19 protein-coding genes are annotated in these 20,891 nt (G+C 62.0%); 4 read left to right on the top strand and 15 right to left on the bottom strand.

Annotated features, from left to right (window positions below; all coding sequences use genetic code 11):
* Nucleotides 1–8: 8 nt before the first annotated feature.
* The 9 genes from secA to HMPREF2617_RS08150 all read right to left on the bottom strand — a co-directional run bounded on the left by secA (nt 9) and on the right by HMPREF2617_RS08150 (nt 9,826).
* Nucleotides 9–2,576, bottom strand: a complete 2,568-nt coding sequence (gene secA, locus HMPREF2617_RS08190) for a preprotein translocase subunit SecA (RefSeq protein WP_070422858.1) — start codon at nt 2,574–2,576, stop codon at nt 9–11.
* Nucleotides 2,577–2,733: 157 nt separating this feature from the next.
* Nucleotides 2,734–3,453, bottom strand: coding sequence for a ribosome hibernation-promoting factor, HPF/YfiA family (gene hpf, locus HMPREF2617_RS08185; RefSeq protein WP_070449563.1), 720 nt, complete (start codon nt 3,451–3,453; stop codon nt 2,734–2,736).
* 137 nt (nt 3,454–3,590) lie between these two features.
* On the bottom strand, nt 3,591–3,986 hold the full coding sequence (locus HMPREF2617_RS08180; protein WP_070449560.1) for a hypothetical protein: 396 nt from the start codon (nt 3,984–3,986) through the stop codon (nt 3,591–3,593).
* Between the two features lie 48 nt (nt 3,987–4,034).
* Nucleotides 4,035–4,652: a ComF family protein gene (locus HMPREF2617_RS08175; RefSeq protein WP_070614826.1), complete on the bottom strand. Its 618-nt coding sequence runs from the start codon at nt 4,650–4,652 to the stop codon at nt 4,035–4,037.
* A gap of 11 nt (nt 4,653–4,663) precedes the next feature.
* Nucleotides 4,664–6,388, bottom strand: a complete 1,725-nt coding sequence (lpqB, locus tag HMPREF2617_RS08170) for an MtrAB system accessory lipoprotein LpqB (protein ID WP_070840478.1) — start codon at nt 6,386–6,388, stop codon at nt 4,664–4,666.
* Nucleotides 6,385–8,052, bottom strand: coding sequence for an MtrAB system histidine kinase MtrB (gene mtrB, locus HMPREF2617_RS08165; protein WP_371441301.1), 1,668 nt, complete (start codon nt 8,050–8,052; stop codon nt 6,385–6,387). The genes lpqB and mtrB overlap by 4 nt, the downstream gene beginning before the upstream one ends.
* A gap of 72 nt (nt 8,053–8,124) precedes the next feature.
* Nucleotides 8,125–8,808, bottom strand: a complete 684-nt coding sequence (gene mtrA, locus HMPREF2617_RS08160) for an MtrAB system response regulator MtrA (RefSeq protein WP_083323249.1) — start codon at nt 8,806–8,808, stop codon at nt 8,125–8,127.
* 46 nt (nt 8,809–8,854) lie between these two features.
* Nucleotides 8,855–9,460 (bottom strand): dTMP kinase, encoded by a 606-nt coding sequence (locus HMPREF2617_RS08155; protein ID WP_070422854.1) that lies wholly within the window; start codon nt 9,458–9,460, stop codon nt 8,855–8,857.
* A gap of 12 nt (nt 9,461–9,472) precedes the next feature.
* Nucleotides 9,473–9,826 carry a DUF4259 domain-containing protein gene (locus HMPREF2617_RS08150; RefSeq protein WP_070422853.1) on the bottom strand — a complete coding sequence of 118 codons (354 nt, stop codon included), beginning with the start codon at nt 9,824–9,826 and terminating at the stop codon, nt 9,473–9,475.
* 186 nt (nt 9,827–10,012) lie between these two features.
* Here HMPREF2617_RS08150 and HMPREF2617_RS08145 point away from each other — a divergent pair, with 186 nt between their 5' ends.
* Nucleotides 10,013–10,990, top strand: a complete 978-nt coding sequence (locus tag HMPREF2617_RS08145; protein WP_070840477.1) for a hypothetical protein — start codon at nt 10,013–10,015, stop codon at nt 10,988–10,990.
* Nucleotides 10,991–11,007: 17 nt separating this feature from the next.
* Here the strand turns inward: HMPREF2617_RS08145 and manA are convergent, their stop codons facing one another.
* The 3 genes from manA to HMPREF2617_RS08130 all read right to left on the bottom strand — a co-directional run bounded on the left by manA (nt 11,008) and on the right by HMPREF2617_RS08130 (nt 14,185).
* Nucleotides 11,008–12,201 carry a mannose-6-phosphate isomerase, class I gene (gene manA, locus HMPREF2617_RS08140; RefSeq protein WP_070840476.1) on the bottom strand — a complete coding sequence of 398 codons (1,194 nt, stop codon included), beginning with the start codon at nt 12,199–12,201 and terminating at the stop codon, nt 11,008–11,010.
* Nucleotides 12,202–12,284: 83 nt separating this feature from the next.
* Complete coding sequence (locus HMPREF2617_RS08135) at nt 12,285–13,655, bottom strand: phosphomannomutase/phosphoglucomutase (RefSeq protein ID WP_070840475.1); 1,371 nt, start codon at nt 13,653–13,655, stop codon at nt 12,285–12,287.
* A 56-nt stretch (nt 13,656–13,711) separates the two neighbouring features.
* The gene (locus tag HMPREF2617_RS08130; protein WP_083279486.1) at nt 13,712–14,185 is read right to left on the bottom strand and encodes a DUF3499 domain-containing protein; all 474 of its coding nucleotides are present in this window, start codon (nt 14,183–14,185) and stop codon (nt 13,712–13,714) included.
* A 92-nt stretch (nt 14,186–14,277) separates the two neighbouring features.
* Here HMPREF2617_RS08130 and HMPREF2617_RS08125 point away from each other — a divergent pair, with 92 nt between their 5' ends.
* A complete protein-coding gene (locus tag HMPREF2617_RS08125; RefSeq protein WP_070422848.1) occupies nt 14,278–14,766 on the top strand; it encodes a metallopeptidase family protein in 489 nt (162 codons plus the stop codon).
* Nucleotides 14,767–14,792: 26 nt separating this feature from the next.
* Here HMPREF2617_RS08125 and HMPREF2617_RS08120 read toward each other — a convergent pair whose 3' ends face one another.
* The 3 genes from HMPREF2617_RS08120 to HMPREF2617_RS08110 form a co-directional block, all read right to left on the bottom strand.
* Complete coding sequence (locus tag HMPREF2617_RS08120) at nt 14,793–15,041, bottom strand: WhiB family transcriptional regulator (protein WP_180952331.1); 249 nt, start codon at nt 15,039–15,041, stop codon at nt 14,793–14,795.
* A 335-nt stretch (nt 15,042–15,376) separates the two neighbouring features.
* On the bottom strand, nt 15,377–16,438 hold the full coding sequence (locus HMPREF2617_RS08115) for a mannose-1-phosphate guanylyltransferase (protein ID WP_070422892.1): 1,062 nt from the start codon (nt 16,436–16,438) through the stop codon (nt 15,377–15,379).
* Between the two features lie 82 nt (nt 16,439–16,520).
* Entirely contained in the window at nt 16,521–17,477 is a 957-nt protein-coding gene (locus tag HMPREF2617_RS08110; protein WP_070840493.1) for a glycosyltransferase family 2 protein, read from the bottom strand.
* Between the two features lie 68 nt (nt 17,478–17,545).
* Here HMPREF2617_RS08110 and HMPREF2617_RS08105 point away from each other — a divergent pair, with 68 nt between their 5' ends.
* The gene (locus HMPREF2617_RS08105) at nt 17,546–19,129 is read left to right on the top strand and encodes an LCP family protein (protein ID WP_070840474.1); all 1,584 of its coding nucleotides are present in this window, start codon (nt 17,546–17,548) and stop codon (nt 19,127–19,129) included.
* Nucleotides 19,130–19,180: 51 nt separating this feature from the next.
* Nucleotides 19,181–20,863 carry an AbgT family transporter gene (locus tag HMPREF2617_RS08100; RefSeq protein WP_083323248.1) on the top strand — a complete coding sequence of 561 codons (1,683 nt, stop codon included), beginning with the start codon at nt 19,181–19,183 and terminating at the stop codon, nt 20,861–20,863.
* Nucleotides 20,864–20,891 lie beyond the last annotated feature (28 nt).

Genomic DNA, 20,891 nt, shown 5'->3' with positions numbered 1-20,891 from the left:
CGGTGGTTTTAGACGGTGGCGGTGCCGCCGTCAGTCTCGCCCTCAGCAGCCTGGGCTGGCTGGGTCTCAAACTGCTTACGCATGGCAAACAGCTGGCGCACGGTCTCTTCCTGGATCGCCTCGTTCATGGCGTTGAACATGTCGCCACCCTCCTTCTGGTACTCCACCAGCGGGTCGCGCTGCGCCATCGCACGCAGGCCAATACCTTCCTTGAGGTAGTCCATCTCGTAGAGGTGCTCGCGCCACTTCGTATCGATGATCGGCAGGATCACCATGCGCTCCAGGTTGCGCATCTGCTCTTCGCCGCCGATCGCGGAGATGTTCTCTTCGAGGTTGTCGTAGAGGGCGTTGGCGTCGTCGAGAAGCGCCTGGCGCAACTGTGCCGAGGTCAGCTCACCCGGGCGACCGTACTCGTCACCATCGATGAGTTCCTGCGGCGTCACGGACGGGCCGTACAGGGACTCGAGTGCGTGCCAGAGTTCCTCGAGGTTCCAGTCCTCCACGTAGCCTTCCGCGGTCTCCGCATCGACGTACGCAGTGATGGTGGACTCGATCATGCGACGCACCTGGTCCTTGATGTCCTTCGACGCCAGGATCTCCTGACGCTCGCCGTAGACCACCTTGCGCTGCTCGTTGAGCACCTCGTCGTACTTGAGCACGTTCTTACGCATCTCAAAGTTCTGGTTCTCAACCTGCGACTGTGCGCCCTTGATGGCGTTGGACACCATCTTCGCCTCGATCGGTACATCGTCCGGAACGTTGAGGCGGTTCATCATGTTCTCCATGGTCTGACCCACGAAGCGAACCATCAACTCATCGCGCATGGACAGGTAGAAACGGGTCTCGCCCGGGTCACCCTGACGGCCGGAACGGCCACGGAGCTGGTTGTCGATACGGCGCGACTCGTGACGCTCCGTACCAATGACGTACAGGCCGCCGGCCTCACGGACTTCATCACCAAGCTTCTTGGAACGTTCCTTCGCCTTCGGCAGTTGATCGTTCCACGCCTCCTGGTAGCGCTCCTCGTCCTCAAACGGGTCGAGGCCCTGCTCCTGCAACTTCGCATCCAAGAGAATTTCCGGGTTGCCACCCAGCACGATATCGGTACCGCGACCAGCCATGTTGGTGGAAACGGTCACCTTGCCCGGCAGACCAGCCTCAGCGATGATGCGGCCTTCTTCCTCGTGGTGCTTCGCGTTGAGCACGTTGTGGGCAACACCCTTGCGGGTCAGCAGCTGCGACAGGTACTCGGAACGCTCCACCGAGGTGGTACCGACCAGCACCGGCTGGCCCTTCTCCGCGTGCTCCGCAATGTCCTCCGCAACGGCCGCGAACTTTGCTTCCTGCGTCTTGTAGATCAGGTCGTCGCGGTCCACACGCTGGTTCGGACGGTTCGGCGGGATCTGCACAACGTCCATCTTGTAAATCTGGTGCAGCTCGGCCGCCTCAGTCTCAGCGGTACCGGTCATACCCGAGAGCTTGTCGTACAGGCGGAAGTAGTTCTGCAGGGTAACGGTGGCCAGCGTCTGGTTCTCGTTCTTGATCTCCACCTGCTCCTTGGCCTCAATGGCCTGGTGCATGCCCTCATTGTAGCGACGGCCAGCGAGCACACGGCCGGTGAAACCGTCCACGATCATGACCTCACCCTGACGGATGATGTAGTCCTTATCGCGCTCGAAGAGCTCCTTGGCCTTGATCGCGTTGTTGAGGTAGCTCACCAACTGGGAGTGCTCAGGCGCGTACAGGTTGTCAATGCCCAACTGGTCCTCGACGTACTCCACGCCCTCCTCGGAAATACCGACGGTGCGCTTGCGGTGATCCACCTCGTAGTGGATGCCCTCACGCATACGCGGCGCAAGCTGTGCGAACACCGAGTAGAACTGGCTGGACCCATCGACCGGGCCGGAGATGATCAGTGGGGTACGGGCTTCGTCGATAAGAATCGAGTCAACCTCATCCACAATCGCAAAGTTGTGGCCACGCTGCACAATTTCGTTGACCGAACGCGTCATGTTGTCGCGCAGGTAGTCAAAGCCCAACTCGTTGTTGGTGCCGTAGGTGATGTCAGCGTCGTACGCCTTCTTGCGCTCCGCCGGACGCATCTCCGACAGAATCACGCCCACCTCCAGGCCGAGGAAGTGGTGCACACGACCCATCATCTCGGCGTCACGCTTAGCCAGGTAGTCGTTCACGGTGACCACGTGCACGCCCTTGCCGGACAGCGCGTTGAGGTACGCCGGCAGCACCGACGTCAGCGTCTTGCCTTCACCGGTCTTCATCTCAGCGACGTTGCCGAAGTGCAGTGCGGCACCACCCATGATCTGCACCTTGTAGTGCTTCTGTCCCAGCACGCGCCACGACGCCTCACGGGCAGTCGCGAACGCGTCGAGCAAAATGTCGTCGAGGCTCGCGCCGTCGGCGATGCGCTGCTTGAACTCGGCGGTCTTCGCCTTAAGTTCCTCATCGGTCAGCGCCGCGTATTCATCGTCCAGGGCCATGACCTGGTCAGCGATCTTCGCCAGGCGCTTGACGGTACGCCCCTCACCGGCGCGGAGCAGCTTCGACAGTCCAAACACGTGAGAAAATCCTTTACTACTGGAGTAGGCAGGGCCAAGGTGTAACAACCCGCCATTGTACGCACGCCCACGTTGCAGAGAACAACCCGGCGTTGCTAATCGACGACAAAACCCGCCCGGCCCCTTTCACAGGACCGTGCGGGTAACAGCGCAAGCGCTACTTCTCGCCTGCTTCGGCTTCCGCCTCATCAGCCAGTTCGATCAAACCGTAATCAAACGCGTGACGGCGGTAGACCACAGCCGGACGGTTCGTCTCCTCGTTGATGAAGAGGTAGAAATCGTGTCCAACCAGCTCCATCTCGCTGAGCGCATCATCCACGCTACGTGGAGCGTTGGAGTGCACCTTGGTACGAACGACCTGACCCGGGGTCAGATCCTCAACCTGATCCTCGTACGGGTCAACATCGTACGGACCCTGCGCAGCAGCCTCGCGAGCCTGCGCTGCCTTCTGCTCAGCCTCAAGCTCAGCGGCCAGCTTGCCGGCGCCCTTCGGTGCACGGTGGCCAGACATCGGAGTGGTGCGACGAGCCTTGACCTTGCGCAGCGAACGCTCCAGCTTTGCCACTGCGGCATCCAAGGCGTTGTAGAAGGTGTCTTCCTTCGCCTCAGCGCGTGCGAGGTGGCCCGAGCCAGTTGCGGTGATCTGGATGCGTTCCGCTTCCTGTTCACGACGCGGATTCGGCTCATGCTTGAGCTCAACGTGGAAGGAATTCAGAGTCGGATCGAGCTTCGCAATCTTTGCCAACTTGCCGCTTACGCGTTCCTGGAAGTGCTCCGGAACCTCAACGTTGCGGCCGGTGATGGTCAACGCCACATCGGGTCCGAGACCCTCCCCCTGTGCGCCACCCTGTACGGCATTCTGGTCTGCAGAAGTCATGTGCTTCCTCCCTGTGGGTAGTAGGAACTGTGTCCATCACCACTATACAACTGGTTATGACCAATACACGGGGGTTCGCAAAATGTTCGCTATGAGCTTACTGAGAGCTACGCTGCCGGGTGTTGAGCAGCGGATGCTTAGCTGCGGGTGCTCTGCTTCACGTTTGCACCGAGACCTTCAGCGATGGTCTGGCAGGTGCCCTCATCAGTGTTATCGCAGCGGCCAACCCAGTTCTCGCCGACGATGACTTCCTTTGCGTACGGGAACTGCTCCTCCATGAGGTAGCGCGCATAATCCTCGGGCGTGCCGTCGAGCTTGAATTTGATCTGGCCCTTTTCCTTCTGCATGCACACGCCCTCTTCCTGCTTCAACTCCTGCCAGTTGGTGCAGTCGAAGTCCGTGCCGGCGAGGGCGTCACGGATTTCGGAGACCTCCTGAACACGGGCCTCATGAAGTGGGGTGATCTCTGCAGTCGAGCAACCGACCAACGCGAGAACCGGGGCACACACGAGTGGAAGAAGACGCAATTTCATTCCTGTGACCCTACTGGACACCTGCAAAAACACATATTTGGCCTGCGGTTACGCTGCGCACACGGTCACGCACGCACTCACGTCAACCCCGTGGGCGAGCAGCACGGACACACTGGCCTGGAGGGTTGCGCCGGTGGTTACGACGTCGTCGATAAGAACCACGGGACCTGCAGGGATGGCGGCAAGCCGTACTGCTCCGGACAGGTTTGCGCGGCGCGAGGACTCGTCAAGGTTCGACTGATCGGCAGCGCTGGCGTCGAGTAGCAACGCGGGTGTGACACTGCGCCGGGTGGCGCGGCAGATAGCTTCCACGGGGTCGCCGCCGCGGGCGCGTGCCGAGGACACCTTCGTCGGTGCGGGAACCAGCACCGCGCCGACTGCGATATCGCCGCGCGCCTCCAAGTAGTCCAGCCCGGCGTTGAGTACCGCACCGACGTGGCGACGCACGGCAAGGTGGTTACGTTCCTTCATTGCCAACACCACCCCACGGTGCGCACCCGCATAGGCACCTAGTGCGAACACCGGCACCATCGGTGTGGTGTTGGGAAACACGCGCTGCGGCGGGTGCGCCAACTCCATCCGGCAGGTGGCGCACAACAGCGGCCCCGGCACGCCGCATCCGGCGCACTTGCGCGGTAGCAGCAACTCCCCGATATCCCCCAGCATCCCTGACTCCCCTACCGCGCGATGATCGGTAGCGCGCGCATACCTTCCAGACCTGGCACCTCACGCCAGATGGGGTTGTCCGCACCTGAGGCCGGCACTTGCAATACAGCATTGACGTCAGTGACGTAGAGCATGCTTGGCGACGCCGCCACTGCCACCACCGGAGCCGAAATATTGCCCGCCGACAACGCGGTCATAGACGAGCCGTCCTGCTCCACACGCAGCACTGGCGACGGGGCGGAGGTACCGACGATGAGTGAACCATCCGCACGCCACTCGGCGGATACGACACTGCCTCCGAGCTCGTGGGCGTACTCGAGCACATTGACAATAGAGCGTTCGCCGGAAGCGCCACGCTGGACAATGCCCGTGTAGAGCTTTCCGTCGATCACCATGACCACGCGGTTGCCGCTGCGCGACAGGCGCAGCACAGAAATGTTGCCGTCCACGCCTTCTGGCAGGTCGACGTGCACCTCGCCGGTGGACAATTCGCCACTGGCTGCGGATTGGACTGTGCGCAGGATCCGCTTGCCGTCTGCAACCGACCACACCGCCGCCGCGTTCGCTTCGAAACTCGGGCGTGTGAATGTACGCGCCCGCATAACCTCTTCCTCGCGGGCACCGAATTTGCCCACGCGAAGCACATCGTCCTTGTCATCGTCTGGTTTGCCGAAGACAGCCGCCCATTGGCCACCCTTGGCCAGGTCGGCTGAAGTGATCTGGCCAGAGCTGCCGAGGCTGCCGTCGACGGCCTGGGTGGTGCGGCCGTCGACACGCAAAATGCGCCCATCGACGAGCGCGTAGAGCGTGCTTTCCCCAGCGGTTTCCACCAGTGGGCTCTCGTCCGCAAAGTCGTCGGTACCGAGTTCGTCAGCGCCTTCGATAAGGGGGCTGCCGTCGGCTTCCAAACGATACGGACCTGTGATGCCAGCGGTGGCAAGGGTCCACACCACTTGGGCAGCAAACTGCGTGCGGCGTGCGGCGTCGACTTCGCTGAAACCAGTAAAGGTAAACGCGCCGTCTTTGAACCCCGTATAGGCCACTTTCGACGGCAACGCATTGGGCAACGCTGGACGCAGACGCTCCGCAGGCCCCTCCATAAGCAACCCGATTAAGTCACCCGCCAGGGCCTCGCGACGCGAGTGAACCCAACGGCGGTCGGTGACCAACTCACGGTCGTCGACATCAAAGAAGTACAGGTTATACGGCTGATACTGGTTACGCAGCTCAGTTCGCTCCATGACCACACCCGCGGGTAGCGACGAAATACGCCACTGCCCATCGATCATGTCCAGCTCGATTTCTGCCTCGTATTTGCCGCGCTCCGGAGCAAACGATCCCCCAGTGCGCACCGCACCAACCACATTGCCGTGAACCGCAAAGCGACGCTTCCCTGCCGAGGCCCCCGGCAGCGTAGTCACGCCGAAGCTGTCCACGATCAGCTTCTGCCCGCTTGGATCCCACGCCTGGGCAGCGCTCTCCGTCAGGTAAGCACGCGCCATTTCGTAGTCGCCGTCCGGAATCGCCGATGCTGCGTAGAACCCACGCAGCAGCAAGTCTGGCTCCTCATCCTCCGCGGGACCAGCATCCGGCGTCGGAGACTCCGCCGGCGTAAACGGACGCAGCACGTGAGGTGCCGAGTTGGTTGGCAGCGTTGCGCACCCCGACAGCAGGGACATCGCAGTCAACGTGGCCACGGCCGACAGCGCCAACGATGCAGCTTTATTCGTCCTCATCGGTGTTCCTCCTGGACTTCAGGCTGCGGATCCGGTGCTACTGCACCAGCAGCTCCGCCGGCAGCTCCGCCAGCAGCGCCGGTACCGGCCCCGCTATCGGTGGAGAATTCCACTCCCCTGCTGGCGTCAGCTTCGGCATCTCCTGCTTCCTTGGCGGCAACAGGCGCCCTTTGGATCTCGGCAGCATTCTGTCCCGGCGCGACCAAGTCCAACGGGGCGACGTTGATTTTCGCCCCGACTTCTCTCGGCAACACCAGGCGGAATTGGGAACCCACGCCGTGCGTGCCAGCGGCGTCGAGGATGCCGCCGTGCAATAGCGCATCCTCGCGCGCAATAGCCAGGCCCAGGCCGGTGCCGCCCGAGTGGCGCTTGCGGGACTTGTCCGCGCGCCAGAAGCGGTTGAACACTAACTCGTCTTGGCCTTCCTTCAGCCCAACACCGCGGTCGGTGACGGTGATTGCCACGGCCTCGTCGTTGGAACGCATCACAACCTTCACCGGGTTGCCCTCCGAGTGGTCGATGGCGTTGGCCACCAGGTTGCGCACGATGCGCTCGATACGCCGTGGGTCACCCTCGATCGTCTGTGGTTCCTCCGGGATGTCAAAGTCGACTTCCACATCCAACTCGTCGGCAAGGTGCTGGGTTTGCTGCCATGCAGACTCCACCGGCCCGCGAGCATCCATGCTGGTGGTGGAGAGTTCGGCCACGCCGGCGTCGTGACGCGAAATCTCCAGCAAATCATTGAGCAGCGCCTCGAAGCGGTCAAGTTCCTTGATCATCAACTGGGAAGCGCGCTTGGTCGACGGTTCGAGCGAATCCTCGTTCGCGGCGATCATGTCTGCGGCCATACGCACCGTAGTCAGCGGCGTGCGCAACTCGTGGGAGACATCGGAGGTGAACTGGCGCTGAAGGTCACCGTATTCCTCCAGGTTGTTGATCTGCTTAGACAGCGTGTCCGCCATGTTGTTGAAGGACATGGCCAGCACTGCCATTTCGTCTTCGCCATCGACCGGCATGCGCTCGCGCAGGTGACCGGACGCGAAACGCTGGGCAGTTCTCGACGCCGAGCGCACCGGCGCCACAATCTGCTGCGACGCAAGCCACGCAATGCCCATCAAAAGCACCACGACGATCACCGCAGCGATAGCCAAAATGCCACGCATCAGTGCAACGGTGGTGGTTTCGCTCTCCATATTCATGACCAGGTAGAGCTGCAGATTCGGGATATCCGCATTCGTTGGCGTACCGACGATTAACGCGTCATACAACGTCGCATCCGGCCGTTCCACAGTGGCGAATTGGTAGGCCACATTTCCGTCGTTGACGAACTGCGCTAAGCGCTCTGGGATCTGGTACGACTCCGGAGACGAGGTCACCACCCCGCCACCGCTTTCCGCCACCAAGACCGGCTCGTAAAAGCTCGACGTGTCCGAGTTTTCCTGTGCGCGCTGGGTCAAACCTGCACGGGCTGAGTTCAAGCGCGCCTGCAGCGAGGCCGAACTGCCGCTGTTGTCTAGCTGGTATTCGACGGTGGCGCGTGCGCGCTCGATCTCCACACTCGCGGTTTCCAGCTTCGCCTCGGTGATGCGGCTAGTGACCACCGACGCCAGCACAAACCCAAGCACGGACATCACGATTGCGGACACGATGAGTACCGTGCCCACGAACCTCACCTGCAACGAGGTCGACCATGCGTGCGCTACGCGTTCGCGTGCGCGTTTGAGCGCATTCAGCGACTACACCCCCGGCTTGCCGGTCTTATAGCCCACACCACGCACAGTGAGGATGATCTCCGGGTTCTCCGGGTCGTGCTCAATCTTGGAGCGCAGACGCTGGACGTGCACGTTGACCAGGCGCGTATCCGAAGCGTTGCGGTAGCCCCACACGGACTCCAGCAGCTCCTCGCGGGTGTGCACCTGGTTCGGCTTCTGTGCCATCTCCAGCAAAAGGTCAAACTCGAGCGGGGTCAGCTGAATTTCCTGGCCGCCGCGAGTCACGGTGTGCTGCGGAACGTCAATGGTCAGATCGCCAACCTCGTAGATTTCCGCCGGCTCGTCGTCAGTACGACGCAGACGCGCGCGGATTCGGGCGACCAGTTCCTTCGGCTTGAAGGGTTTGGTGATGTAGTCGTCCGCACCAGACTCCAGTCCAAGCACCACATCCACCGTGTCGGTCTTCGCTGTCAGCATGACAATCGGCACGGCGGACTGCTTGCGGATCTCGCGGCAAATATCAATGCCGTTGACGCCTGGCAGCATCAGGTCGAGCAGGATCAGATCCGGATCAAAGCTGCGCCACGCGCCAACGGCCTCAGCGCCATCGGTGACGGAACTCGTCTCAAACCCCTCGGCCTCAAGCACGATGGTGAGCATCTCGTTGATCGCCGGGTCATCGTCCACGACCAGGATCTTGTGGGGCACATGTACTCCTTTGTCAGGGCTCTTATAGGGGTTGAAATGACGAGGCCTATGCCAGGTCGCGTATTGCCTGAATGATAACCGCAGGATCCGAGCCGCGTACCCACGGCCCACCCCACGACATTTCCGCCAGCCGTCCGTACATCGCATACGTTGCGGCCTGCAGGCCACCATCGCGTTCGTAGCGATCGCGCGCACGCGTTGCGTCCTGCGTCTCGCGCTTCGCTGCGCGTTCCCGCGCAAGCTCCGGGCTCGTATCGACGAGCACCTGCAAGTCCGGCCTCGGCAACCCCAAACGCCCAAACTCCAGGTCTTCCACCCAGCGCAAGGCGGCATCGTCACCGGTGCGCGCAGTGGTGTACGCGGCGTTAGAGGCCACGTAGCGGTCCAAGATGAGGACGCGGGACGGATCGTCGACGTACTCGTCGAGAAGCGCCTTCGCCCCATGACGGTCAAGTGCGAACAGTGTCGCCATCGCAAACGCGGAATCCGTCACATCCCCCATGCGCCCGTGCAGCGCGTCTTGTGCGAGCTGGGCGTGAATGGAGTCCTCGTAACGCGGAAACGCAAGCGTGTCGGCGTTGAGTTCCTTCTTGATCGCGGTGACAAGCGTGTTCTTGCCCGCGCCATCGATACCTTCAAACGCAATAATCATGGCCGCAAACCGTTAGGCCAGCGCCTCGAGGAACTGCTCAAGGTCCGCCTCGGTCTCCACTGCTTCCAATACCGCAGCAGCAGCCTCGACGAGCTTCTCGTCGATCTCGTCCGGGCGCAGACGGATGAACGGGTACGCCTCTGCCACATCACCGGCAGAAAAAGGTGCACCCGACCAAATTGCAGCGATCGTCGCCGCAGCCTGGCCGTTGAGGATCTCATCTTCGCTTGCGGAATCCCCATTTGCGGCGAGGAGCACGGCGTCACGCACTGCTTCCACAATCTCGTCGGTATCCAGGTCAGAGATCTCGTCGAGGAAATCTGCATTGGTGTCAATGGTGAAAATCTGCTCGTCCCAGGTCGTCACTGTGACGCTCCTTCCGTCTGTATCGAGTGCTGCAAACACGGTATCTATTACGTCTTTATATACGGCACTTGCACCTTATGGGGGTACACCTTCGCCGTACGACGTGCTATAAACATTCCTACACCACCATACTGTTACCAATTCGTGATGTAAGGGCTGCGCGCCGACCGTGGAAGGAGCGGGGACGTGAAACCGACCAACCGCCGTACCGCTGCTCTTTTTGCTGCAGGCTTCGGGCTTGCTGGCCTGACCGGTTGGACCGTATGGGCGTCATCGTCCACCGCACCTTCGGACCACGCAGGCTTTTCCGCCGAGGCCGCAGACACCACCAGCGCGCACTCGACAACCTCAAGCACGTCGAGTTCCCGCACAGCGACCAACTCGTCGACAACAGAAACCTCTGCAGATGGGCGCACTACTGGAAACGATGCACCGGTAGACCAGGACTACAGCGCACAACACGGCATGCAGGGTGGCACGCACCACGTCAACCCGAACTATGCGGCGCAGAACGATCCATACCTGCCACCGCACGCAGTGGTGGGCCAGGCGGATCCGGCGCAGCCGACCAAGGTGTACCGCCCGACCAACATCGTTGTGCCGCCACCGGCCCAGTCGGCCCAGTCGGCCCAGTCGGCCCAGCAGGCACCGCAATCACAGCGATCGGGGCCGCAGTCGGCCTCACAGTCAACCCGCCCGTCTGGGACAACGAGCGAAGAACGGCCGAACCGCCCCGAGACAACGCCTGAGTCCCCGTCGGAGTCCAGGCCGCAGCCAACGCCTGAGGCGTCGCACCCGTCCACACCGGACACGCCTGGCACGTCTGCACAAACGCCGACTGAGACCGACTCGGCAGGCACCTCCGGGGTCCCCACGGCACCATCCGAGCCCGAGCGCGGCCCCGACACATCTGCGGACAACGAGCCGAAGATCAAGGACGGCAAACCCGCACCCGGCTCCTCCCCCGCCGAGCCAACCTCGCGTGAGAACGATCGCGATGAGCACCCCGAAAACAACAAGGCGATTCCTGCAGACCAGCTGGAGGCTCAACTGCAGTCGCAGGCATCTGCGCCCACAACTGCCCGGGCGCGTGTGCCGGGCAAGGAGGACGTGGCCGGATACCCCCAGCCGGATGATGGCTTTAGCCCCCCGCGAGGCGCTTGACCAGATCGCGCGAAGCGTTACACGGTAGCCACAAACACCTGGGTGGGTTCCCCATCCGTTGCAGGCCGCAGGGTCACCGCACCATCGCTTGCGGGAATCCACACAGCCTCCCCAGCGGCGATTGACATTGTCCCGTCCGTGGCGGTGCCCGCGGTGCAGAGTGCGATTGCGGGGCCATCTTCGTCGATACGCAACTCGCCCTGATCAAGCTCGTGCATGCTCACGGTGAAACTCTCCACCGGCAGCACGAATCGCTTCCCACCAGCCACCTCCTCGGTGTCTGCGCGCGGCGATTCCAACGAAGAAAAGTCGAGTACACGCACGAGCTCTGGCACATCTACGTGCTTGGTGGTCAGGCCACCGCGCAGAACGTTGTCGGAGTTTTCCATGACCTCCACGCCGAGACCGCTGAGGTAGGCATGCAGTTGACCTGCGCCGAGGAACGCCGCCTCACCCGGCTTGAGGGTGACAATGTTGAGCAGCAGAGCCGCAAACGCACCAGCGTCGCCTGGGTAACGCTGCGCTAGTTCAAGGAATACCTCGGCTGCTTCCACAACCCACGCAGGGTGGGCTGCGGTGCCTCCATCGGCGATCGTGCGGGCACTATTTCCGACGGCGTCGAGCACCTCCGTCAGTGCGGGCCTGGGCAACGACACCAGGGTAGTAAACAGCACCCGCATGTCCCCTGCACCGCCGGCCGCTGGCAGTAGTGCTGCGTAACGGTCCCAGGCTGGGGAGGAAAACGCCTCGAACAACTCGGTCATCTGCTCCACAGGGCGGAACCCCGCCATCGCACGGAACGTAGTCAACGCGACGATAAGTTCCGGCTTCGGGTTCGAGTCCTTGTAGTTGCGCTGCGGGCTGTTGAGGCTGATGCCCTCAGCGTTTTCCCGTTCGAAGCCAGCAACGGCCTGCTCGCGCGACGGGTGCGCTTGGATACTCAGCGGGGAATCCGCCGCGAGCAACTTCACCAAAAACGGCAGTTGCTCGCCGTACTGGGCAATCACGCGGTCGCCCAATGCTGCCTGGGGGTCCTCGGCGATGATCTCGTCGAGGCCACGTCCATCAATGGTCGCTGGGGCGGCAGGGTGGGCACCAAACCACAGTTCGGCCTCGGGATTCTCGCTCGGCGAGGGCGTCCCCCTCAGCTGTGCGAGCAGCGTCCGCGACCCCCATGGGTAGGGTCGCAGTACCCCATCCAATCGCTCCATGTGGCCTCCTTTGGTTCTGCGTGAGCGCAAACGTCCAAAATAGCAGTCCCACGCTCCCCGTTCGAGTTACAAGAATTCGGTGCCTAGGAACGAATCAGGCCAAGAATCTCGTTGACCAGCGCGTCGACCTCTTCCTGGGTCGGCGCTTCCGCATTAAGACGCAGCAGCGGCTCCGTGTTGGATGCACGCACGTTGAACCACGCCTTGGAGTCCTTCAACTGCACAGTCACACCATCGAGGGTGTCTACCGATTCCGCACGATCCGCGAACGCATCCACCACACGCTTCGTCGCCGCTTCCTGGTCGGCAACTTCCGAGTTGATCTCACCAGATGCGACGTAGCGCTCGTACTGCGCCATCAGTTCACTCAGCGGCTTGTCCTGCTCTGCCAGCGCCGCCAAAACGTGGAGCGCAGCGACCAAGCCAGAGTCCGCGTTGAAGAACTCAGCAAAGTAGTAGTGGGCGGAGTGCTCACCGCCGAATAGCGCGTTGTGCTCGGCCATCTTGGCCTTGATGTAAGAGTGGCCCACACGGGTGCGTACGGCGGTGCCACCACATTCGTCGATCATCTCCGGCACTGCACGCGAGGTAATCAGGTTGTGGATGATCGTCGCACCGGGGTTCTCCGCAAGGGTGCGCGTGGCAATCAGCGCAGTGATGGCGGAGGGCGAGACGGCCTCGCCCCGCTCGTTGACAACAAAGCAACGATCCGCATCCCCGTCAAACGCCAACCCGATGTCCGCGCCCTGCTCAACAGTGAACTTCTGCAGGTCAACCAAATTCTTCGGGTCGAGCGGGTTCGCCTCATGGTTCGGGAAAGTTCCGTCTAACTCGAAGTACAGCGGGCGAATATCCATATCCCCCAACGCCGCCGGAACCGTCAGCCCAGCCATGCCGTTTGCGGCATCCACTGCCACGACCAACTTGCGCCGCGTAGGCACCGGCACCAGATCACGCACATACTTCGCGTATGCCTCGAGCGCATTTTGCTTCTCGACGACACCACGTTCCCCCTCAAACTCCGGCACGCCCTCAAGAATCATGCGGCCGATTTCCGACAAACCGGTATCTGTAGACACCGGGGTCGCGCCCGCGCGGCAGAGTTTGATGCCGTTGTACTGAGCCGGATTGTGCGAGGCGGTAAACATCGCACCAGCGCAACGCTGGGAGCCGGCAACGAAGTAGAGCTCGTCAGTCGACGTCAGCCCCAAGTCGGTGACATTAAGCCCCTGGGAGGCAGCTCCCTCGGCGAACGCCGCGGCCAGCGCCGGCGACGACGGACGCATGTCGTGGCCGACAGCGATACGGGTCTCACCCTCCTCGCGCAGAATGTGGGCAAACGCAGCGCCGGCGGTGCGGACAAAGTCCTCGTCGATGTGCTCGCCGACAACGCCTCGAACGTCGTAGGCCTTAATAACGCTGCTCAGAGTCTCACGTGTGTGCTGGATAGCCATGCAGGCCATCTTAGTGCGCCACGCGACACGACCCCTCCCCGGCTGCTGTGGTTTCGCTATTCCTGCTCAGCCGAAGGATCCGGCACGATGCGCAAATGCGAACGGCGCGCCGCCTTATGCGCAGCAATCTGCTCTTCCACCCGCTTCGTGCGATGCACCGGGTGATTCGAGGTATCCGGGTCGTTGAAGTCGTGCGAGGCCTCGTACTCGATTGGGTCCTGCGAAGAATCGACCAAACCAGTGGTCAGTCGACCCGCCTCACGCACGGCCTCAGCCAAGGCGGTGATGTCGGAGGCTTCCGGATCGTCATCCTCATCGCCTTCTAACTCGACGTGCTCTACACGGACCATTTCCCAACCAACGGGCGCGGTGATGTGGGCGGAATGGCGCTCACACAAGTCCCACGCATGCGGATCTGCTACCGGGGCGAGCGGACCGATCACTGCCGTCGAGTCCGCGTACGCGTAAATCAGCGTGGCCACAGCGGGCCTGCCGCAACCCGGGCGACAACAACGACGGAAGACATTCACGGCGGACAGTCTAAACCCCTTCTTGAGGTTTTTGTACTGCGGCGCGGCGCGTCCCCTCCACACCTGCCTGTTTCCACCTTAGGATTGCCGTCATGCAGACCCCTTCCAGGCCCGGCGTCGGTCCCTCGCACGTCCGCGCCGCACGCGACCGCCACGGGCGAGGTGCCCGTGGCCCGCTCCTGCCCGTTGGGGTGCCCCGCTATCGCTCGCGCAACGACGCATTCGACGCACTTGTCATGGAGGCCTACGCCCCGCTCCACAACGCGTACTTTGAGCAGCTGGCAAGCGTGGATCTGGCGGTGGACACGATCCCACGCATGCGCCTGCACGCAGATATGACGATCTTGCCGGACGAGATCATCGCCGACGGCCCGGTCCCTCTCGGGCGGGTGCTCCAGGCAGGCGTGGATCAGCACGGCAACCCCACCCGCGCGCGCTTTGTCGTGTTTCGCATGCCGATAGAACACCGCGCGGTGACCACCCAGGAGCGTGCAGAGTTGCTCACGTGGGTGCTCACCGCGCTGGTAGCAAACTATTTAAATTTGGATCCACGCACTGTGAATCCCGATTTTCCCTGGTAGATCCACACTGTAGATCTTGGGAGTTGTTAGCCGATCTGCTTCTTCAGACGGCGACGCTCACGATCGGACAGCCCACCCCAAATACCGAAGCGCTCATCGTGCTCGAGTGCGTACTCGAGGCACTCATCGCGCACTGCGCATGCCTTGCAGATTCGTTTGGCCTCACGAGTTGAGCCGCCTTTTTCAGGAAAGAAGGCCTCGGGGTCAGTCTGCGCACACAGCGCCTGGTCCTGCCACTCCTGCTCGACAGTGCCAAACAACTCGTCGAGGGTCATCCCTCCCGCAGCAGCGCCGCGGAGGATGGCGTCCGCTTGATTTTCCACGCCATTACCTTCCCTGTTGCTTAGTTGATCTTTTCGGTGGTCGTTCGAAGAGTGATGCACCCGCTGGTTGCGGATGCGGAAATAACACTTCTGTGATTACACACCGAGGCACTAAATAGTCGCAACCAAAATGTGAGCCGAGCGCGCCTTTTTTAGACATTCCCCACGTCAACTTTCACACCAGTCACAACTGTCACAGTATAGCTGCAATGGGGGTGGACTTCGGGGGTACTACATGTAGTGTCGGGACTATAAAGCGCGACTATTTGACCGTGTTGGCGTGTCGGTTACGCGTCTGGGGAGAAACGCACTCCCGAATCTGGGATCACAACACCCGGCCACACACGCATGCCACCCTGCAGCTCGCAGCGCGCACCAATCTGGGCGCCTTCACCGATCACACAATCAACCAAGCGCGCATTCGCTCCAATCGTGGCTCCGGCAGCAATGATGGAATTGCGCACCATTGCGCCAGGCTCGATGGTCACGCCATCGAAGATCACAGAGTCGTCGATACGCGAGCCCGCCCCAATCTCACAGCCACGGCCAACCGTTGTGCCGCCCATCAGAATCACGCCGTGCGCAACACCGGCAGACGGATCCACCACAGATTCGCCCGTACGCCCCTTCAACAGCGGCGAGTACGCAATGCCGCGCACCACATCCGAGGAGCCCTGGACGAAATCGTCCGGGCGGCCCATGTCGCGCCAGTACGACGAATCCACATGGCCGACGACCTTCGCACCCTGCTCAAGCAGGCCCGGGAAGGTTTCGCGCTCTACGGAAACCACACGTCCTGCCGGGATCTGCTCGATCACCGAACGCTTAAACACGTAGCAGCCAGCGTTGATCTGGTCGGTCGGCGGATCCTCGGTCTTTTCCAAAAAGGCCAGCACGTTGCCGTCCTCATCCGTCGGCACCGAGCCGAACGCGCGCGGATCCGGCACCCGCACCAGGTGCAGCGTGACATCCGCGTCCTTATCCACGTGCGTGTGCGCAATCGCCGACAGGTCCGCGCCAGAAAGCACATCACCGTTGAAGACCATCACGTTGTCGTAGCGGAGCTTCTCGTAGACGTTGCGGATGCCACCGCCGGTGCCAAGCGCTTCTTCCTCCACGACGTATTCGATCTCTAGACCGAACTCGGAGCCGTCGCCGAAGTACTCCTCAAACACCTCTGCCTTATAGGACGTCCCCAGCACCACGTGACGCATGCCAGCCTCACGGATGCGGGCAAGCAGATGTGCCAAGAACGGGAAACCTGCCGTCGGCAACATCGGCTTGGGTGTAGAGACAGTCAGCGGACGAAGGCGTGTGCCACGCCCGCCGACGAGAATCACCGCATCCATTTCTGTGATTTCTGCAATTTCAGCAGACTCGGTGATTTCGGTGGAGGCTGTCTGAGCCATTGCTAGATCCTTCATCTTGTTGTCAGTTCACTTCCCCACGGCCGGTGCCAGCCCTGTGTGCAGGTTTCGCCCTACCCAACTGCAGCGCACCCCTCACTCGGAGGCCGAGCCACAACGCCCAGCGGATGGGAGCTTGCCACGCATGCGGATGGCGGTCGCGCTGGAACCGATACGCCGAGGCGTGGTGCGCAGGGACCGTAACTCCCCTGTGTCGGTCCGCAACATGGCCCTGATCGTGCAAGATCACGGAACTCGGGCAGTACAAATTGTCCCAGCCTGCACGGGTAAGACGGTCCCCGAAGTCGATGTCTTCCAGGTACATGAAGTAGCGCTCGTCGAACCCGCCGATCTGGTCAAACGCATCCCACCGCACAAGGAGGCACGCGCCGGACAGCCAGCCTGCTGTGCGTTGCACCTCCATATTCGCCCCGGCTTGGTACGCGCGGGAAAACGGGTTGGACGGCCAGTAGTCGTACAGCAGCGCGTGCCCGATCCCCATGGCCAGGCTGGGCACCTCGCGCGCGCTGGGGTATGCGGAGCCGTCGGCCTCTTCAATCCTGGGCCCGGCAGCTCCAGCCTTCGGCGCGTCGTCGGCGCAGTGGATCAACTCGTCGATGCTCCCCGGGGTGAACTCCACGTCGGGGTTCACAATAAGGAAGTAGTCGCCGCGCACCGCACCTGCTTTTCGACGATCCCCCAACTGCCGAGCAGCCGCATTAATCGCGGCTCCATAACCGATGTTTCCACCAGTGGGGGAAAACTCCACGTGCTCGTGCTCGCGTGCGGCCTGCTGCGGCACGCCGTCCTTGGAGCCGTTGTCGGCGCAAAGCAGCACAACGGGGCGCGTCGTCGCCTTCTCCAAGGAGGCGATGAGCTGCGCCAAGTGCTCCCCAGGCGAATACGTCACGGTGATCACCGCGAGTGGCGCCTGATGAGCGTCAGGATGATGCTCTGTGTCTTTCACAATGTTGGACAGCATACCCACCATGACCTCCAATTCCGGCGCACGGCACAGGGCGAGCCGGGGAATGTCGTATAATTCCCGGCGTGACTGAGCCCAGGCGGCAAGCCCGCGATATCAAACCTGCCCCGTCCCGGGTGCGGGATGTTTCGCAATCTGGCCACCCCGCACTGCGAACCACCCTTGCCATTGTCTCCGCCGCCGCGATCGCCCTGTCGGGCGTCGGGTATTTCGCCGTTGGGCGGCTTGGCGGGCAGTTGAGCGCGTCGGACTTAAAGGTGTCGTCGCAAAGCAAAGGCAAAGACGGCAACGCCCTGGACGGCGCAATGGACATCCTGCTGGTGGGCTCCGATTCGCGCACGGACGCGCAGGGCAACCCCTTAAGTGAGCAGGAACTTTCCCGTCTGAACGCCGGTATCGCGGACGGTGAGATCAACACCGACACCATCATGGTTATCCGCATCCCGGAGGACGGCTCACGCGCGACCGCAGTGTCCATCCCACGCGATACCTATGTGCATACGGACGACTACGGCAACCTGAAAATCAATGGCGTCTACGGCGCACACGCTGCCGCAAAACGCGAAGAACTGATCGAATCCGGCATGAGCGAAGGCCCGGCGCTCGAACAGCAGGTTGCTCGCGCAGGACAAGAGGGACTGATCGACGCCGTCGCGGACCTCACCGGTGTCGAAGTCGACCACTTCGCCCAGGTCGGTCTCCTTGGCTTCGTGCTGCTCACCGACGCTGTCGGCGGCGTCAAAGTGTGCCTGAATAATCCCGTGGACGAGCCACTTTCCGGCGCGAAGTTCCCCGCCGGCGAGCAGACCCTCGACGGTGCGCAAGCCCTGTCGTTTGTGCGCCAACGCCACGACCTGCCGCGCGGCGACCTAGACCGCATCGTGCGCCAGCAGGCCTACATGGCTTCGCTCGTACAGTCGATGCTTTCCGCAGGCACCCTGACCAACCCGGCGAAACTGCGCGAACTGTCTAACGCTGCGGAACGCTCCGTGACACTGGATAAGGGTTGGGACATTGTGGGCTTGGCCCAGCAACTTTCCGGCCTGGCTGGTGGCAACGTCACCTTCACCACCATCCCTGTGACCTCCGCCAATGGTGTCGGTGACTATGGCGAGTCCATCGTCACCGTGGATCTACCGCAGGTGCAGAAGTTCATGGCAGAAGCGATTAAGCCTGAGGAGGACAACACGGACGGCACTGAGGGTTCTGACGGTTCGGACTCCGCCACCAGCGCCCCACGCGAGGCGTTCAACGGCTACGAAGCAGTCGTGCTCAACGCCGGCAGCGTCCCCGGACAGGCTGGGCGTGTTGCTGAGATACTCAACGGCGACGGCCTGACGGTGACAAGCGTGTCCAACGCCATGGAAGGCCTCTACACAGCTACCCAAGTGCTAGCCGCAGACGAGAACGACCCGGCCGCCCAGGAGCTGGCCCAGCTGCTCGGCGGAGTGCCCGTCGTGGCCAACGCCAGCGTGGAGCCGAACACGGTCATTGCCGTCATCGCGGACGACTACAACGGGCCCGGCGCGATGGATGCTGATGAGGCGGAACAGGTCGCCCCTGTGGGCACGCCAGGTGAAGATTTCGGTGCCAACGAGCCTGCCCCTGAGCTCTCAGCTGGCGACGACAGCCCGCGCTGCGTGAATTAATATCCCCCAATCGCCTGAAATTCGAATCGGCGACAGGTAAAACCTCTTTGCATGAACATTGCAAAGAATCATTCTGTCCACCACGCCGCCCAGGGCTCCACTTCGGTAGCACCTCAGGAGGCCACATCAGGCACGGTTCCCGACCCGGGACCGGACGATGGGACCGAACGAGATCAGACACCAAGAGGAGCCGTAGACCGGCTCCTCTCTTTTATTGAGCGGGTAGGTAACAAACTTCCGGAGCCGTTCACGCTCTTCCTGTTGCTCTTCCTGGCCACCGCGGTCATTTCCACGGTGATGGCCTGGGCGGGCCTGCAGGTGCAGGTGCCTGGCGACGACGAGGTCCGCCCCATCAAGGGCTTCTTCACCAGCGAAGGCCTTGCCTGGTTCACCGTGAACTTGGGCAAGAACTACGTTGGCTTCCCGCCGTTGGTGTACGTGCTGCCGATCATCTTGGCGGTCGGTATCGCGGAGCGCTCGGGCATGTTGTCGGCGCTGATCCGCCGGCTGTTCTCTTCCGCGAATACCTCGGTACTGCCGTATGCGGTCGGTCTGATTGGTGTGTCCGGTTCACTGATCGCCGACCCGGCGTTCATCGTCATCCCACCACTTGCTGCCATGGTGTTCCAGGCTGCTGGTCGTCACCCCGTGGCGGGTCTGCTCGGTGGCTTCGCGTCCGTGGGCGCGGGATACGCTACGTCGCTGTTGCCGGGCTCGCTCGATGCACTGTTTGCTGGCATCACGAATTCCGTGATGGAGGCGCTACCAAGCCTTGACGCCCCTGAGGTCACCGTGGTCTCTAACTACTGGTTCAACCTTGTCTCCGCGATCGTGCTGGGACTTCTGGCCGGATTCATCATCGATAAGGTCCTCGAGCCCCGCTTAAACAAGCTCGGTGTACCGAACAAGATGGTTGCTGGCGATGACGGCATGACCCGCGACCGCGACGGCAAGGAAATCTCCGCAGAGCTCACCGACGCCGAATCCCGCGGCCTGCGCGCCACTCTGTGGGCCACCCTGCTGCTGACCGTGGTGTGCACGATCGTCGTCCTCATCCCGAACTCTCCGTGGCGCAACGAGGAAGGCAACTTCCTGCCGGACTCGCCCTTGATGCAGTCCACAGTGTTCATCGTGGTGCTCTACTTCGTAGTCATGGGCCTAGTCTTCGGCATGGTTGCGGGCACGATCAAACGCGTACCCGACGTCGCAGACATGATGGCTGGCGCCATGAAGGACATGGTGAACTTCCTCATCCTCGCGTTCATCCTGGGCCAGTTCATCGCGCTGTTTAATTGGTCTGGCATCGGCACCTTCACCGCCGTGAAGGGAGCCAACGCGCTCGAGTCCGCAGGCATCACCGGTTTCGCCGCCATCTTCGCGTTCGTCGTCCTGGCGTCGTGCCTGAACCTGCTGATCATCTCCGGCTCCGCACTATGGACCCTGATGGCGGCCGTGTTCGTGCCCATGTTCGCCCTGATCGGTTTCGATCCGGCCTTCATCCAGGCAGCGTTCCGTGTCGGCGATTCCGCCACCCAGATCATCACCCCGCTGAACCCGTACATCATCGTGATCCTGACGCAGCTGCGCCGCTACGAACCGAAGGCTGGCGTGGGCACGCTCATGTCGTGCCTGATCATGTTCACGGTTCCGTTCTGGATCTTCTGGATGGCCATGCTGTTCATTTGGTACACCTTCGACCTGCCGCTCGGCCCGGGTGCTGCCATCTTCCTGTAGCGCGCCATTCAGGCGTCAGTTACGCGTC

This window comes from Corynebacterium sp. HMSC070H05 (genome assembly GCF_001837615.1).
GTDB lineage: Bacteria > Actinomycetota > Actinomycetes > Mycobacteriales > Mycobacteriaceae > Corynebacterium > Corynebacterium coyleae.
The sequence above is the reverse complement of the archived record's forward strand: the minus strand, read 5'-3'. Positions and strand labels throughout refer to the sequence as shown.

Coding starts and splice junctions, on each gene's coding strand:
- hpf (WP_070449563.1), bottom strand. CDS start 3,453: ATGACTTCTGCAGACCAGAATGCCGTACAGGGTGGCGCACAGGGGGAG.
- HMPREF2617_RS08180 (WP_070449560.1), bottom strand. CDS start 3,986: ATGAAATTGCGTCTTCTTCCACTCGTGTGTGCCCCGGTTCTCGCGTTG.
- HMPREF2617_RS08175 (WP_070614826.1), bottom strand. CDS start 4,652: ATGCTGGGGGATATCGGGGAGTTGCTGCTACCGCGCAAGTGCGCCGGA.
- lpqB (WP_070840478.1), bottom strand. CDS start 6,388: ATGAGGACGAATAAAGCTGCATCGTTGGCGCTGTCGGCCGTGGCCACG.
- HMPREF2617_RS08155 (WP_070422854.1), bottom strand. CDS start 9,460: ATGATTATTGCGTTTGAAGGTATCGATGGCGCGGGCAAGAACACGCTT.
- manA (WP_070840476.1), bottom strand. CDS start 12,201: ATGGAGCGATTGGATGGGGTACTGCGACCCTACCCATGGGGGTCGCGG.
- HMPREF2617_RS08135 (WP_070840475.1), bottom strand. CDS start 13,655: ATGGCTATCCAGCACACACGTGAGACTCTGAGCAGCGTTATTAAGGCC.
- HMPREF2617_RS08125 (WP_070422848.1), top strand. CDS start 14,278: ATGCAGACCCCTTCCAGGCCCGGCGTCGGTCCCTCGCACGTCCGCGCC.
- HMPREF2617_RS08120 (WP_180952331.1), bottom strand. CDS start 15,041: ATGACCCTCGACGAGTTGTTTGGCACTGTCGAGCAGGAGTGGCAGGAC.
- HMPREF2617_RS08115 (WP_070422892.1), bottom strand. CDS start 16,438: ATGGATGCGGTGATTCTCGTCGGCGGGCGTGGCACACGCCTTCGTCCG.
- HMPREF2617_RS08110 (WP_070840493.1), bottom strand. CDS start 17,477: ATGCTGTCCAACATTGTGAAAGACACAGAGCATCATCCTGACGCTCAT.
- HMPREF2617_RS08100 (WP_083323248.1), top strand. CDS start 19,181: ATGAACATTGCAAAGAATCATTCTGTCCACCACGCCGCCCAGGGCTCC.